10 protein-coding genes and 1 pseudogene are annotated in these 14,706 nt (G+C 74.9%); 4 read left to right on the top strand and 7 right to left on the bottom strand.

Annotated elements, in window-relative coordinates:
• Positions 1-61: 61 nt before the first annotated feature.
• Positions 62-1,696 carry an amidohydrolase gene (locus ABTY40_RS11830; protein ID WP_352059384.1) on the bottom strand — a complete coding sequence of 545 codons (1,635 nt, stop codon included), beginning with the start codon at positions 1,694-1,696 and terminating at the stop codon, positions 62-64.
• Between the two features lie 152 nt (positions 1,697-1,848).
• The gene (locus ABTY40_RS11825) at positions 1,849-3,513 is read right to left on the bottom strand and encodes an IclR family transcriptional regulator domain-containing protein (RefSeq protein WP_352059383.1); all 1,665 of its coding nucleotides are present in this window, start codon (positions 3,511-3,513) and stop codon (positions 1,849-1,851) included.
• Between the two features lie 721 nt (positions 3,514-4,234).
• Here ABTY40_RS11825 and ABTY40_RS11820 point away from each other — a divergent pair.
• Both ABTY40_RS11820 and ABTY40_RS11815 read left to right on the top strand, forming a co-directional pair.
• Positions 4,235-5,671, top strand: a complete 1,437-nt coding sequence (locus tag ABTY40_RS11820; protein ID WP_352059382.1) for a polysaccharide lyase 6 family protein — start codon at positions 4,235-4,237, stop codon at positions 5,669-5,671.
• 76 nt (positions 5,672-5,747) lie between these two features.
• A complete protein-coding gene (locus ABTY40_RS11815) occupies positions 5,748-6,077 on the top strand; it encodes a hypothetical protein (protein WP_352059381.1) in 330 nt (109 codons plus the stop codon).
• Positions 6,078-6,087: 10 nt separating this feature from the next.
• On the opposite strand, the gene ABTY40_RS11810 is transcribed toward ABTY40_RS11815, so the two are convergent.
• Positions 6,088-6,819, bottom strand: a complete 732-nt coding sequence (locus ABTY40_RS11810; RefSeq protein WP_352059380.1) for a DUF2470 domain-containing protein — start codon at positions 6,817-6,819, stop codon at positions 6,088-6,090.
• Between the two features lie 121 nt (positions 6,820-6,940).
• On the opposite strand from ABTY40_RS11810, the gene ABTY40_RS11805 reads away from it, so the two are divergent.
• Together ABTY40_RS11805 and ABTY40_RS11800 are read left to right on the top strand one after the other, a co-directional pair.
• Positions 6,941-7,936 (top strand): LysR family transcriptional regulator, encoded by a 996-nt coding sequence (locus ABTY40_RS11805; RefSeq protein ID WP_352059379.1) that lies wholly within the window; start codon positions 6,941-6,943, stop codon positions 7,934-7,936.
• Between the two features lie 123 nt (positions 7,937-8,059).
• Positions 8,060-9,433, top strand: coding sequence for a carbohydrate-binding protein (locus tag ABTY40_RS11800; protein ID WP_352059378.1), 1,374 nt, complete (start codon positions 8,060-8,062; stop codon positions 9,431-9,433).
• Positions 9,434-9,532: 99 nt separating this feature from the next.
• Here the strand turns inward: ABTY40_RS11800 and ABTY40_RS11795 are convergent, their stop codons facing one another.
• From ABTY40_RS11795 to ABTY40_RS11780, 4 genes and pseudogenes are all read right to left on the bottom strand, one after another.
• Positions 9,533-10,939 (bottom strand): GH1 family beta-glucosidase, encoded by a 1,407-nt coding sequence (locus ABTY40_RS11795; RefSeq protein WP_352059377.1) that lies wholly within the window; start codon positions 10,937-10,939, stop codon positions 9,533-9,535.
• Positions 10,940-11,030: 91 nt separating this feature from the next.
• The gene (locus tag ABTY40_RS11790; protein ID WP_352059376.1) at positions 11,031-11,963 is read right to left on the bottom strand and encodes a carbohydrate ABC transporter permease; all 933 of its coding nucleotides are present in this window, start codon (positions 11,961-11,963) and stop codon (positions 11,031-11,033) included.
• 140 nt (positions 11,964-12,103) lie between these two features.
• Positions 12,104-13,072: pseudogene (locus ABTY40_RS11785) on the bottom strand (carbohydrate ABC transporter permease); the annotation flags it as partial.
• 125 nt (positions 13,073-13,197) lie between these two features.
• Complete coding sequence (locus ABTY40_RS11780; protein WP_352059375.1) at positions 13,198-14,502, bottom strand: ABC transporter substrate-binding protein; 1,305 nt, start codon at positions 14,500-14,502, stop codon at positions 13,198-13,200.
• Between the last annotated feature and the right edge of the window lie 204 nt (positions 14,503-14,706).

Here is a 14,706-nt window from a genome sequence, read left to right as displayed (position 1 = left end):
ACCCGCCGGACGCGCCCGGCGAAGACGGCCGGTGAAGACGCCCGGCGGTGAGACCGCCCGTTCAGACGGCGTGGACGAGCGCGCCTCCCACGTAGGTGCGCTCCACCCGGGCCTGGGCGATCTCCTCCGGCGGGCCGGTGAGGACGTCCCGGTCCAGGACGACGAGGTCGGCCAGGTTCCCGGGCCGCAGGCTGCCGGCGTCGTCGTGGCCGTTCACATGGGCCGAACCGGCGGTGTAGGCGGCCAGGGCGGTGGTGAGGTCCAGCCGCTGCTCCGGCAGGAAGACCCGCTCGTCCTCGGTATCCGGCGCCCGCCGGTTGACGGCGACGTGCAGGCCCTCCAGGGGGTCCGGGCTGCTCACGGGCCAGTCGCTGCCGGCGGCGAGCGTCGCGCCCGCCCGCAGCAGATCGCCGAACGGATACTGCCAGGCGGCGCGTTCCGGGCCCAGGAACGGGATGGTCAGCTCGTCCATCTGCGGTTCGTGGGCCGCCCACAGCGGCTGGATGTTCGCGACGGCCCCCAGCCGGGCGAACCGCGCGAGGTCGTCGGGGTGCACCACCTGAAGGTGGGCGAGGTGGTGACGGTTGCCGCGCGGGCCGTTGGCCTCCAGGGCCGCCTCCACCGCGTCCAGCGCCTCCCGGACGGCCCGGTCGCCCAGGGCGTGGAAGTGGACCTGGAAGCCACGCGCGTCGAGCGCGGTGACATGGCCGCGCAGCGCCTCCGGGTCCACGAAGCTGAGACCCGCGTTCGCGGTGACGCAGCCGCAGCCGTCGAGGTACGGGGCGGTCATCGCGGCCGTGAAATTCTCGGCGATCCCGTCCTGCATGATCTTCACCGAGCGCGCCCGGAACCGCCCGTGACTCAACTCCGCACGGCGGGCCTCCAGTTCGGGTATCTGCTCCGCCCCGCGCTCCCGGTCCCACCAGAGCGCCCCCGTCACCCGCGCGGTCAGCGAGCCGTCACGGGCGGCGGTCGCGTAGGCGTCCGAGGGGTCGGCCCGGCCGCCGAACTCGCCGAGCAGCGCGTCCTGCCAGCCGGTGATGCCCAGCGAGTGCAGCAGCCGCTGCGCCCGCAGCAGCCCGGCCAGCCGGTCGGCGGGCGTGGCGGGCGGGACGAGCCGGCCGACCAGGGTCGCCGCCCCCTCCTGCAGCATGCCGCTGGGAGTGCCGTCCGCCTCCCGCTCGATCCGTCCGTCGGCGGGGTCGGGCGTCGCCGCCGTGATCCCGGCCCGCTCGAGCGCGCGCGTGTTGGCCCAGGCGCCGTGGTGATCGCGGTTCGACAGGAGGACCGGCCGGTCGGGTACGACCGAGTCGAGCAGCTGACGGGTGGGCAGGCCGCCCGCGAAGCTCTCCAGGGACCAGCCGCCCCCGGTGATCCACTCGTGGTCCGGATGCGCCCGCGCGTACGCCCGGACGCGCTCCAGGTACTCCGCGACGCCGACCGTCCCGGTCAGATCGCACTCGGCCAGCTCGCTCCCGCCGTAGACCGCGTGCACATGGGCGTCCTGGAAGCCGGGCAGCAGCAGCTTCCCGCGCAGGTCGACGACCTCGGTCCCGGGACCGATCAGCTCGCGGACCTCGTCGTGGCCGACGGCCGTGATCCGTTCACCGGTGACGGCGACCGAGGTGGCCCGGGTGCGGGCGGGATCCAGGGTGAGGACGGGCCCTCCGGTGAGGACGAGATCGGCCTTGGGCATACGACGGCTCCGGGGCGTGCGGCGAACGGTGGCGGCGACCTCGGTCGCCGGGCGCCATCGAAGCCCGGCGGGCGCACCGCCGTCAATGACTCCCCCGTGGCCGGGCGGCGCCCCGCACGGGCGGCGACGGCGCCCGGCGCCCTGAGGGCCGGTCAGCCCGGCGCGACGGGCGAGAAGCGGCCCACGGCGGCGAGGTCCGCGCTGATGAGGGCGGCGGTCTCACGCAGCGGGGGCAGCAGCGCGGCGAGGCTCTCCCCGGGGGTGGCACGCCCCGCGTGCAGGGCGATGTTGACGGCCGCGACCACCCGGCCCGCCCCGTCCGTGACCGGCACCGCGAGCGACCGCAGGCCCTCCTCCAACTCCCGCTCCACCCAGCCGTGACCGCGCTCGGCCGTCGCCGTCACCGCCTTCTCCAGATCCTCGCGGGTGGTGAGGGTGTGCGGTGTCAGCGCCTCCGGCGTGATCCGGCCGAGACGCGCGGCCCGCTCCGCCGCCGGCAGCGCGCCGAGCAGGACACGGCCCATCGACGTGGCGTACGCGGGCAGCCGGGTGCCGACGCCGATGTCGATCCGCATGATGCGGCTGCTGGCGACCCGCGCCACGTACCGGATGTCGTCGCCGTCGAGCACCGCCACGGAGGCCGACTCCCGGACCCGGCCCACCAGGTCCACCAGGTGCGGGGTGGCGATCTCGGGCAGCGTCAGCGCGGAGAGCCGGGCGTGGCCGAGCTCCAGGACGCGGGGCAGCAACCGGAAACCCGCCGCCTCCTCCCGTACGTACCCCAGGTGCCGCAGGGTGAGGAGGGAGCGGCGGGCGGTGGCCCGCGGCTGTCCGGTGAGCCGGGCGAGATCGGTCAGCCGGGCCGGGCCCCGAAGGCTTCCGAAGGCGCGCAGCACGTCCAGGCCGCGTGCGAGGGACTGCAGGAAGCCGGCGCCCAGCTCCTCCTTGAGGACGTCCTTGCGCGCACCGGCGGCCGTGGCCGCCGGGGGAGCGGGGTGCGCGGCGGGGGCCGGGGCACAGGCGAACGCCTCCTCCATCGCCGCGGCCGTCCGCCGCAGCGCGGGCAGCGCCCACTCCTCCAGGGAGACGGCGCTGTGCCGGCTGGTGTGGCTCTCCACGCCGACCGCGCAGACCACCGCGCCGTCCGGGCCGCGCACCGGCACGGCGACCGCGACCAGGCCCGGTTCGATCATCTGGTCGTCCACCGCGAAGCCGCGGGCGTGCGCCTCCGCCACCCTCCTGTCCCGGGCGGGCGTGCCGGTGCCCCACGCCGGCCGGTCCCCGTCCCGGCCGGCGGCGAACAGGGCGCCCGCGGCGCAGCGTGCGGCCGGGAGCAGGTCGCCGGGCCGCAGGGAGATCGCCATGGCCCGGCGCCGGGCGGACCGGGTGAGGAAGCGGACCCCGTCGCCGTCCGGCACGGCCAGGGACACCGACTCGTCCAGCGCGCCGGCGAGGGACGCGGCGTGCGGGCCGAGGAGTTCGGGCAGACCGCAGGAGGCGAGATAGGCGTTGCCCAGCTCCGCCGCCCCGGGGGCGAGCAGCAGCTCGCGCCCCTCCGCGCGCAGCACGCCGACGCGGACGAGGGTGGTGGCGATCCGGTCCACCGTCGACCGGGCGAGCCCTGTGCACCGTGCCAGGTCCCCGGGGTGCCGGCGCGGTTCCGGCCCGGCGGCGAGCACCCGCAGCACGTCCAGGCCGCGCACCAGCGGCCCCACCGGCCCGGCGGGCGCGCCGGAGGTCTCTCCGGACACCTCCGGGCCCCGCACCGGCCCGGCGGGCTCGGCGGGCGCGCCGGGCGTCGCGGCGGTCTGCTCCATCGTCCTGCCTCCTCGGGCGGCGCTGTACGGCGGCCGGTGCCGGTCCGGGCACGGCCCTCGTCCCCGGAGCGGGCAGGAGAACCGTACCGGCCGTCCCGGACGGGCTGCCCGGGCGTCCACGCCTCGGCCCTCCGCCCGGGGCAGGCTCGCGCGGGACGGCGGCCGTCCGGGCCGCGATGCCGGCGTGGGCCAGGCCGTGCGCCCGGGCGAATCCGGCGGACTCCGGCACCGCCGGGCAGCCCCTGTTGAGCACGGCCATGCCGAGTCCGCCGATCTCGCCGCCCAGGTCGAGCTCCGGGAGCCGTACGCGCTGCCGCCGTGGTACGCGCCGGCGCGGCCCGGCTCGGCGGGAGCGCCCGAACCGGTCCGTCGCAGCAGGGCCGTGGTGCGCGGCGGGAGTCCCGGCTCGGCCGCGTACCGGTCGAGGTCCCCGTCGAACAGCCGCCCCGGCAGCGACCAGGTCGAACAGCCGGCTCCTCTACGTCCCGGGCGAACGCGGCCGGTACGGCCCCGCGCGAACCACGGCCGGGGCAGCGGGTACGGGCGCCACGCCCCCACCGCTTCGGCGGCGGCCGGCCACCCGTCCGCCGCCCGCCCGGAGCCCACCACCGTCAGCCGTTAGCCGTTCGTGAGCGGTACGGCAGGGCCGGGCGGAAAGCTGGGGGACGCGCCGCACGACGGAACCGCGTGCGCGCATTCGCCGAACACGGGAGAAGCCATCATGCGACGACGCACGCTACTGAAGGGCACGCTGCTGGGCGCGGCGTTCGCCGCCGTACCCGCCGCCGTGGGAGGGGCGGCGTCCGGGGCCTTCGCCGCCGAGCGCGTCGTCCCGGTGGCCTCCCTCGCCGAACTCCAGCTCGCGATCGACCGCGCGCTGCCGGGCGACCGGATCGTGCTGGCCGACGGCACCTACACCCTGCCCTCGGACGGCATCAGCTTCGCGGGGAAGCGCGGCACGAGCAGTGCCCCCATCACCGTCGTCGCCGCCTCGCGGGGCGGCGCGGTGCTCCAGGGCACGCGCGGCTTCGTCTTCGACGACTCCAGCGACATCACCATCAGCGGCTTCGCCCTGCGGCAGAGCACCTCGATGGTGATCCCCACCGGCAGCACCCGCATCCGGCTGACCCGCAACGACCTCCGGTTCGCCGACCTCACCGGCCTGGACTGGGTGATCGTCCAGGGCGACGACGTCAAGATCGACCGCAACCACTTCCACCACAAGACCACCGAGGGCATCTTCCTCCGCGTCGACGGGCCGGGCACGACGGGCATGGCGCAGCGGCTCCACGTCCTGCGCAACCACTTCTCCGACCACAGCTTCGCCGGGGACAACGGCGGCGAGCCCATCCGCCTCGGCGTCAGCTCCCGCGCCCTCACGCCGGCCCACGCCCTCGTCGAGTACAACCTCTTCGAGCGGTGCGACGGCGACCCGGAGACCGTGTCGGTCAAGTCCTCGGACAACACCGTCCGTTACAACACCGTCCGCGACAGCCTGGGCGGCATCGTCCTGCGCCACGGCAACCGGACCACCGTGGCGGGCAACCACATCGTCGACGGCCACGACGGCATCCGCGTCTACGGCAACGACCACCTGATCGTCAACAACTACGTCGCGGGGCTCACCGGCAAGGCCCTGGTGATCGGCAGCGGCACCACCCGCGACCACCACGAGGGCGAGACCACCGAGGAGCGGCGCGGCAACGACGCCTGCGACCGCGCGGTCGTCGCGCACAACACGCTGTGGGGCAACGCCCGCACGCTGCTCGGGGAGACGAAGGACTACGCGCCGCGCGACGTGGTCGTCGCCGACAACCTGCTGGTGGGCGACGCGGGCACACTCGTCGCGATGGGCGCGACCAGTGGTTTCCGGTGGAGCGGCAACATCCTGTGGGGGGCCGCGGCCAACGGCAACCTGCCGGCGGGCGGGTTCGTCCGCACCGACCCGCGCCTTCAGCGGGGCGCCGACGGGGTGTACCGCCTGACGTCGGGCAGCCCGGCGATCGGCGCGGCGACCCTCGCGAGTCCGGCCGTCACGGAGGACCTGGACGGCCACACCCGCGGCACCAGCCGGGACGTGGGCGCCGACCAGTACGCGACCACCGCCCCGCTCCGTTCGCCCCTCACCACGGCGGACGTCGGCCCGAACGCCTCCTGAGCGGGCCGCCCCGGGTTCGCCGGGGCTTCGCTCGCGGCTCCCCCGCCGCGCGCCCGTTTCGGCCTAACCTCGGCATGTGACGGAGAACGAGATCAAGCTGAAGGCCATCGCCGCGCTCACGGCCCTGCGTTCCGACGTGGACGAACGCATCGCCTCGGACCTGCTCGGCGAGGTCATTCCCGAGCAGTTCGAGGTACGGACGGGGGCGACGGCCGAGGAGGCGGGCTTCGCCGTGCTCGCCCAGCTCTCCGAGCCGTTGAGCGCGCTGGTCAACGGTTTCATCCTGGCCTTCGAGACGGTCGCCGACGCCTACGACGGCACGGGCGCCGAGCCGAGGACGGAGGTGATCCTCCAGGAACTGGCGCTGCGCCTGGCGGGCGACGACTTCCAGGAGGAGGGCCCCTGACGCCCCCGCCTCACTCGGGGCGGGGGCCGAGCGGCAGCGGCGCGAGGCCGTGGAAGGCGCGCTCGGCCGCCGCGATCAGACCGTGCACGCGGTCGCCCACCTGGGCGGGCTCGTACGCGGGGGCGGCGAAGGGGAGCCGGACGTCGTCGTGCCCGGTGGCGCGTTCCACCCGCAGGGTGAGGCCGTGGCGGTCCACGGCGGCGGGCCGGACGGCGGTCGCGCCGCGGAGCAGGGCCGGGTCGAGCAGCCCGGCCAGCAGGTCCACCACGTCACTGTGACCGTCCACCAGATGGGTGAGCATGCCCGCCTCGTACGGGGCCAGCGCGTCCGGCCGGGCGGCGGCGAGTGCGTCCGGGCCGACCGTGACGGTGCCGCGGGCCGTCTCCAGGGAGACGTGGGCGGTGTCCAGGCGCAGTTCGGTGTCGCGCGCCCCGGGGGTGAGCCGGCCGGCGAAGGTGACACGGGCACGCACCCGGTCGCGCAGCGCGACAGGGGCCACGTCGGTGAACTCCAGCAGGACGGAGAGGGCCCCGCGGGGCGCGGAGGCGACCTCGGCGGTGAGGGGGCAGTCCGCGGGGACGTGCAGCAGGAGGCGGCCGTCCTCGTCGACGGTGTGCAGGCCGGCGCCGAGGAGCACGTAGTCGCGGGTGCCGGTGACCACGGTGAGGGAGTCGGCGGCGGCCACGACCGTGCGGACGCGCTCCGCGTCCGCCGGCTCGGTCGAGGAAGGAGCGGAGACCATCGGGAAACCCCCTGATCGATTAGGTTAGGCTCACCTAACTTACCCTAGGGGGTGCCGGAAGGGTTTCCAAGCCCCCTCCTTGGTATGGACCTGCCTGGGGGAGGGGCGGCAAGCTCTCCGCATGGACTTGGAGTTGCGACACCTCAAGACGATCCGGGCCATCGCGGACGCCGGCAGTCTCACCCGCGCCGCGACGGTCCTCGGCCTCGCGCAGCCCGCCCTCAGCGCCCAGCTCAAGCGCATCGAGCGGGCCCTCGGCGGGACGCTGTTCGAGCGGGGCCGGGACGGCGTACGCGCCACCGCCCTCGGGGACCTCGTCCTCGACCGGGCCCGGGTCGTCCTGCCCGCCGTCTGCGAACTCCAGGAGGAAGCCGTCCGCTTCGCCCGGCAGGGCGCCGGCGGCTACCGGCTCGGCGGCACCCACGGCCCGCTCCTCGGCGGCCTCGTGGACCGGCTCGCCCGCACCGAACCGGGCGCCCAGGTCACCACGTACACCTCCTGGTCGGAGCGGGAGATCGCCCGCGGAGTCGCCGCGGCACGGCTCGACTTCGCCCTCGTCGGGGTCTGCGGCGAAAGCGGGCCCCCCGAGGCGGGACGGCTCGCCTGGACCGAGGTCGCCCGCGACCCCGTGCACGTCATGCTGGCCGCCGACCACCCGCTCGCGGCGCGCGCCGAGATCGAACTCGCCGAACTGGCCGCGGAGGCCTGGAGCGACGTACCGGGCGACGGCTGCTTCGGTGACTGCTTCGCCGCCGCTTGCGTCCGCGCCGGCTTCACCCCCGCCTGCGTCTACGAGACGGACACCGCCTCCTGCGTCCACCTGGTCCAGGTGGGCCGGGCCGTCGGTCTCTGCCGCGCCACCTTCCCCGCCACCCCCGGCCTGGTGACCCGCCCGCTCGCCGGGACCCCGCTCGTCTGGCGGCACCTCCTCGGCTGGCACCCCGAAGGCCGGGCGGCGGGCCGCGCCGCCGCCGTCCTGACCCACGCCCGGGCCGCCCACACCGACGCGCTGACCCGCAGCGCCGCCCACACCCCCGCCCCGGCCCCGGCCCGCGCCGTACCCGTCCCCGTACGGGCGTCCGGTGCTGTACGGGCGTCAGGAGCCGGGCGTGAATAGGGCGTCCACGGCGCGCCGGCGGTGGCCATAACGCCATGGCAGGGGCCGGTCGGCAGCTCCCGCCGCCTCCTCGGGGTTCCTACGGTGGCTCCAGATCCCCACCGCAACCCGAGGAGAGCCCCCATGCTCCGACGACACGCCCGCACGGCGTGTACCGTGCTGGCCGCCGCCGGTCTCGCGCTCGCCGGCCTCCAGGCCGGCTCCGCCACCGCCGTCGCCCGGCCCGAGGCCCCGTCCGTCTCCACCGGCGCCGGTACCGGCGCGGCCCGGACGCTCGGCGCCGACGCCGCCCCGCCCGAGCTGCTGCGCGCCATGGAACGCGACCTGGGCCTCACCCGCACCCAGGCGCTGACCCGCCTCGCCCACGAGGCCGAGGCCGGAGCCACCGCCGCCCGCCTCCGGCAGGACCTGGGTCCCGCCTTCGCCGGCGCCTGGGTCGACGGACCCGAGGCCCGTACGCTCACCGTCGCCACCACCCGCGCCGCCGACGCCGCCGCGATCCGGGCCGCGGGCGCCAGCGTCCGCGTCGTCCCGAACGACCTGGCCGCCCTGGACCGCGCCAAGGCCGCCCTCGACCGGGCCGCCACCGCCGACGCGCCCGTCCGCTACGTCGACGTCCGCGCCAACGTCCTCGTCGTCGAGGAGGCCCGCGCCGGAGCCGGCGACCGGCTCCTCGCGGCCACCGGAGTCCCCCGCGACCTCGTCCGCGTCGTCCGCACCGCCGAGGCGCCCCGCCCGCTGTACGACATCCGCGGCGGCGACGCCTACTACATGGGCGGCGGAGGCCGCTGCTCGGTGGGCTTCGCCGTCACCCGCGGCACCACCCAGGGCTTCGCCACCGCCGGCCACTGCGGCCGCACCGGCACCAGCACCAGCGGTTACAACCAGGTCGCCCAGGGCACCTTCCAGGCCTCGGTGTTCCCCGGCAACGACATGGCCTGGGTCGCCGCCAACTCCAGCTGGACCGCGACCCCGTACGTCAAGGGCGCGGGCGGCGCCAACGTGCAGGTGACCGGCTCCGTGCTCCAGCCCGTCGGCTCCTCCGTCTGCCGCTCCGGCTCCACCACCGGCTGGCACTGCGGCACCATCCAGCAGCACAACACCAGCGTCACCTACCCCGAGGGCACGATCAGCGGGGTGACCCGGACCACCGTCTGCGCCGAGCCCGGCGACTCCGGCGGCTCGTACATCTCCGGCAGCCAGGCGCAGGGCGTGACCTCCGGCGGCTCGGGCAACTGCTCCACCGGCGGCACCACCTTCTTCCAGCCGCTGAACCCGATCCTCCAGAACTACGGCCTCACCCTGAAGACCACCGCCACGGACCCGGGCCCCGGCCCGGGAGAACCGCAGCCCGGCGGCACGTGGGCGGTCGGCAAGGTGTACAAGGCCGGTGACGTCGTCACCTACGGCGGCGGCACCTACCGCTGCCTCCAGGGCCACCAGGCCCAGACCGGCTGGGAGCCGCCGACCACCCCGGCGCTCTGGCAGCGCGCCTGACCAACCCCCCGCGCCCCGTGCCGGGAGCCCCACGGGTGGCGGGCTCCCGGCACGGGGCCACTTCCGCGCGGGCGGGGGCGGGACGCGTGCCCGGCGCCGTCACGGGGTGTCGAGGCCGCCCCGCGCGATGACCTCCCCGTACCAGCGGGCGCTGTCCTTGGGCGTACGGCGCTGGGTGGCGAAGTCGACGTGGACGATGCCGAACCTCTTGCTGTAGCCGTACGCCCACTCGAAGTTGTCCAGGAGCGACCACAGGAAGTAGCCCCGGACGTCCGCCCCGTCGGCGAGCGCCCGGTGCACCGCGGCCAGGTGGGCGTGCAGGTAGGCCACCCGCTCCGGGTCCTTCACCCGGCCGGAGGGGTCGGCGTAGTCGTCGTACGCGGCGCCGTTCTCGGTGATGACCAGCGGGACGCCCGGCAGGTCGTCCCGCAGCCGCAGCAGCAGCCCGTACAGGCCGTCCGCGTCGACCGGCCAGTCCATGGCCGTCCGGGGCCCCGGCACCGTCTCGAACCGCACGTGCCGCTCCGCGCCGGCCCACGGCGACGGGGACTCGGAGCTGCCCGCCCCGACGAGCGAGGGCGCGTAGTAGTTGATGCCGAGGGAGTCGAGCGGCGCGGAGATCGCGGCCAGGTCGCCGTCCGCGACGAAGTCCCAGTCGGTGACCGCCGCCGTGTCCCGCACCAGGTCCTCCGGGAGCCGCCCGTGGAAGACCGGGTCCAGGAAGATCCGGTTGCCGACCGCGTCGATCCTGCGGGCCGCGTCCACGTCCTCCGGGGCCGGTGAACAGGGCCGTACGGCGTGCAGGTTGAGGGTCAGGGACACCTCCGCCGTCACCGGGACCGCCTCGCGCAGCACCCGGGCCGCGAGGCCGTGCGCCAGGTTGAGGTGATGGGCGGCGCGCAGCGAGGCCACGGCGCTGGTGCGGCCCGGCGCGTGCACCCCGTTGCCGTACCCGAGGAAGGCCGCGCACCAGGGCTCGTTGAGCGTCGTCCAGGTCGCCACCCGGTCGCCGAGGGCCTCCGCCACGAGGCCGGCGTACTCGGCGAAGCGGTACGCGGTCTCCCGCTGGGGCCAGCCGCCCGCGTCCTCCAGCTCCTGCGGCAGGTCCCAGTGGTAGAGCGTGGCCACGGGACGGATGCCGGCCTCCAGGAGCCCGTCGGCCAGCCGCCGGTAGAAGTCCAGGCCCGTGCGCACGGCGGGCCCGCGGCCGGTGGGCTGGACGCGGGGCCAGGCGACGGAGAAGCGGTAGTCGGTCACCCCGATCCGCCGCATCAGGGCGATGTCCTCGTCGACCCGGTGGTAGTGGTCGGCGGCGATGTCACCGGTGTCGCCGTTGCGTACCTTGCCCGGCGTTCGGCTGAACGTGTCCCAGATGGACGGCGTACGGCCGCCCTCGGTGGCGGCGCCCTCGATCTGGTAGGCGGCCGTGGCCGTGCCCCAGCGGAAGCCGGGCGGGAAGCGGAGGGCGGGGGCGGTCGTGCCGGGGCGTGCGTCGAGCGTCGTCATGTGAGGAGAACTCCCGAGTGAGAGGAGGTCCGGCGAGGGACGGGGGAGAGGACCGTGGAGAGGCGTGGAGGGGGCGGGTGAGGGGGGGAGGTCAGCCCTTGACAGCACCTTGCATGATCCCGCCGACGATCTGCCTGCCGAGCAGACCGAAGACGAGCAGCACGGGAAGCGTTCCCAGCAGCGTTCCCGCCATGATCACGGACTGGTCGTGGACGTAGCCGCCGCCCAGTTGGCGCAGGGCGACCTGCACGGTCGGCTCGGAGGAGGAGAGCGCGACGACGGGCCAGAAGAAGTCGTTCCACGAGGCCATGAAGGTGAGCAGGCCGAGCACGGCCATCCCGGGGCGCGCGATCGGCACCACGATCGACCAGAACACGCGTGCGGTGGAGGCGCCGTCCACCCGGGCGGCCTCGATCAGCTCGTCCGGCAGCGACTGCACCAGATACTGGCGCATGAAGAACACCCCGAAGGCGGACACCAGACCGGGCAGGATCACCGACTGGAGCTGGTTCACCCACCCCAGCTCGGCCACCAGCATGAACAGCGGGATCACGCCCAGCTGCGGCGGGATCATCATCGTGCCCACGGTCACCGCGAGCAGCGCCCCCCGGCCCCGGAAGCGGAGCTTGGCGAAGGCGAAGCCGGCCAGGGTGCAGCACAGCACCGTGCCGAGGGTGACCGAACCCGAGACGATCAGGGAGTTCAGCAGGGCCTTGCCGATGTCGGCCTCTTCGAGGACCGCCTCGAAGTTCCGGATCAGATGCGGGCCGGGCACCAGCGCCGGCGGCGCCTGCGCCAGGTCGGCGTTGGAGCGGCTGGCGGCCACGAGGGTCCAGTAGAACGGGAACGCGGAGACCAGGACGGCGAGGACGAGGATCCCGTACGCCAGCGGGCCGGCGTGCAGGGTCCGGCCGGCGCCGGACGGGTGGCGGCGCGGCGGGCGGCCCCGGCGGCCTCCGGCGGGAGGGCGGGGCGCCGCGGACGGGGCCGGGGGAGGGGCGGTCGGGTCGGCGAGCGCGGTCATCGGCCGGCCTCCTCGCGGTCGGTGCGGTCGGTGCGGTCGGTGCGTCCCGCGTGGGCGCGGGCGGTGTGGTCGGTGCGCCGGAGGCGCGGGGCGCGCGTGACGTGCCCGGTGGCCTCGCTCCGCCGTGCGCCGGAGCTCCCCTCCCCGCGCTCGGCGCGTGAACGCCGGCGCGCTATCAGGGCGTTGGCTCCGACGAGGACCACGATGAGCAGGAACATCACCCACGCGATGGCGGCGGCCCGCCCCAGGTGGAAGAACCCCCAGCCCTGCTCGTACATGTAGAGGCCGAGCGTCTGGTACTGGTGCGAGATGCCGCCCGAGACACTGCCCTCGAGCAGCAGCGGTTCGCCGAACAGCTGGGTCGCGCCGATCGTCGAGACGATGACGGTGAAGACGATGGTGGGCCGCAGCCCCGGCAGGGTGACGTGGAAGAACTGGCGCCATCGCGAGGCGCCGTCCATGGCCGCCGCCTCGTACAGCTCGTCGGGGATCGACTGCATCCCGGCCAGGTAGATCAGCGCGTTGTAGCCGGTCCAGCGCCAGATGACGATCGTGGAGACGGCGATCTGCGAGGCGAGCGTGCCGGTCTGCCAGTCGACGGGGTCGATCCCGATCAGCCCCAGCGCGTAGTTGATCAGGCCGAAGTCCCTGCCGAAGAGCTGGGCGAAGACGAGGGTGGCGGCGGCGACGGACGTCGCGTACGGCAGGAGGATCGCCGTCCGCAGGAACGTGCGCCCGCGCATCCGGTAGTTCAGCAGGTGCGCGAGGCCCAGGGCCATCGCCAGCTGCGGCACCGTGGAGAGCACCCCGATGGTGAAGGTGTTGCGCAGGGAGGTCCAGAAGTAGGTGTCGCCGAGCAGGGCGGTGTAGTTGCCCAGCCCCCGCCACTCCATGTCGCCGGGCGTCTGGAGCTCGACGCGGTAGAGCGAGACGAACGCCGTGTAGAGCAGGGGGAAGAGGCCGAAGGCGGCGAAGAGGGTGAAGAACGGGGCGATGTAGGCGTACGGGGAGAGGGTCCGCCAGGCCCGTCGGGCGGCCCCCGGCCGTGGGGGCGGGGACGTGGCGGCCCGTCGCGGCGTCGCCGGGGTCTCGGGTGCGGTGAGGGTCACGGGGCGGCCCTTCGGGAGGGGGAGCGGCGGGACGGGAGGGGGCGGAGCCGGGCCGGCGGGCCCGGGAGCGCCGGTGCGGTGGCGGGCGTGGCCCCCGGCCCCGGGGGCCACGCGGCAGCGGGCCGTCAGCCGAGGGTGTTCTCGACGCCCTTGCGCGCGTTCGACCAGGCCTGCTGGGAGGAGACGCCCTTCCGCTCGACCTCGCTGAGCGCGTTGGTGATCTGCTGCGCGATGTTCTGGTCGTGCGGTCCGAGCACCTGGACGGGCGCCGCCTTCGCCGCCTCGCCGAAGATCCGGCCGATCGGCGCGCCGGAGAAGTACGGGTCCTTCGCGTCGGCGACCTGGTCGATCGCCCCGGTCGCGGAGGGGAAGTTGCCCTGCTTGCGGAACAGCTTCGCCTGCTGCTCGGGCGCGGTGAGCCAGGCGATCAGCTCGTACGCCTCCTTCTTGTGCTTCGCCGCCTTCGGTACGGAGAGGTACGAGCCGCCCCAGTTCCCGGCGCCGCCCGGCAGCCGGGCGATGTCCCAGGTGCCCTTGCCGGCCTCGCCCGCCTGGCCCTTGATGTAGCCGAGCATCCAGGCGGGACACGGGATGGTGGCGAAGGAGCCGCCGGCGAAGGCCTGGTTCCACTGCGGCGACCACTGGTCGAGCCGGGCGCTCAGCCCGTCCTCGGCCGCTTCCACGGCGTGGTCCCACGCCTCGCGCAGGGCCGGGTTGTTCTCCCAGATCAGCTTGCCGGAGGCGTCGTAGTACCGCTCCTTCTGCTGGCCGATCATGATCGAGTAGAGGCTGCCGACGCTGTCGAGCCACGCGCTCCTGCCGGGTGCCTTCGCCTTGTACTGACGGCCGAGTTCCAGGTAGCCGTCCCAGGTGGCCCACCGCCGGGCCAGTTCCTCGCGGTCGGTCGGCAGGCCGGCCCGCCGGAACAGGTCCGCGCGGTAGCACATCGCCTCGGGGCCCACGTCGGTGCCGAGGCCGAGGACCTCACCGTTCCTGCCGGTGGCGGCCGCCCACTTGGCCTCGGCGAACTGCCCCTTGAGCCGGTCGGCACCGTACTTCCGGAGGTCTTCGAAGCGGTCCGACTGCTGCTGGGTGACGGAGGCGATCCGGCCCACCTCGACGCCCTGGACGTCGGCGAGCCCGCCGCCGCCCGCCAGCCGCGTCTGGAGCGACTTCCAGTAGTCGGCCTCGTCCTCGGTGTCCGTCTGCTTGATCGTGACACCCGGGTGCAGCTTCTCGTACTCCTCGTAGAGCCCGGCCTCCTTGTACCCGAACGAGCCGAACAGGTCGACGGTGATCGTCACCTTCCCGCCGGCGCTGTCCGGGGACGGCGAGTCCGGGGAGCCTCCGCAGGCGGCGAGGAGCGCCCCGGTGAGGGCCAGCGCGCCGAGTCGGACGGCGGTTCTCCTGGCGGCTCGGGCGATGGGCATGGGAAGCCTCCTTGGCTCCGGTCGAGCGGGAAACGTTTTGAGAGCGCTCTCAGCGATGCGGTTGGAGCGTGCCCGCGCCGAGGCCGTTCCGTCAAGAGTTGAAGGCCTATCGGTCGGGAGTGGTGGTGAACTCCCCGCCGTGCACGCTCTCTTGACACCCCGGTTTCGGGAGTTTTACGTTTCCGGCCATCTGAGAGCGCTCTC

Origin of the sequence: Streptomyces sp. NPDC126503, from assembly GCF_040302405.1 — a bacterium.
Lineage (GTDB): Bacteria > Actinomycetota > Actinomycetes > Streptomycetales > Streptomycetaceae > Streptomyces > Streptomyces gulbargensis.
This window is presented reverse-complemented; position numbering and strand designations above follow the sequence as displayed.

Excerpts from the sequence above, each read along its gene's own strand:
- ABTY40_RS11795 (WP_352059377.1), bottom strand. The coding sequence starts at position 10,939 with ATGACGACGCTCGACGCACGCCCCGGCACGACCGCCCCCGCCCTCCGC.
- ABTY40_RS11830 (WP_352059384.1), bottom strand. The coding sequence starts at position 1,696 with ATGCCCAAGGCCGATCTCGTCCTCACCGGAGGGCCCGTCCTCACCCTG.
- ABTY40_RS11790 (WP_352059376.1), bottom strand. The coding sequence starts at position 11,963 with ATGACCGCGCTCGCCGACCCGACCGCCCCTCCCCCGGCCCCGTCCGCG.
- ABTY40_RS11780 (WP_352059375.1), bottom strand. The coding sequence starts at position 14,502 with ATGCCCATCGCCCGAGCCGCCAGGAGAACCGCCGTCCGACTCGGCGCG.
- ABTY40_RS11810 (WP_352059380.1), bottom strand. The coding sequence starts at position 6,819 with ATGGTCTCCGCTCCTTCCTCGACCGAGCCGGCGGACGCGGAGCGCGTC.
- ABTY40_RS11800 (WP_352059378.1), top strand. The coding sequence starts at position 8,060 with ATGCTCCGACGACACGCCCGCACGGCGTGTACCGTGCTGGCCGCCGCC.
- ABTY40_RS11805 (WP_352059379.1), top strand. The coding sequence starts at position 6,941 with ATGGACTTGGAGTTGCGACACCTCAAGACGATCCGGGCCATCGCGGAC.
- ABTY40_RS11825 (WP_352059383.1), bottom strand. The coding sequence starts at position 3,513 with ATGGAGCAGACCGCCGCGACGCCCGGCGCGCCCGCCGAGCCCGCCGGG.
- ABTY40_RS11820 (WP_352059382.1), top strand. The coding sequence starts at position 4,235 with ATGCGACGACGCACGCTACTGAAGGGCACGCTGCTGGGCGCGGCGTTC.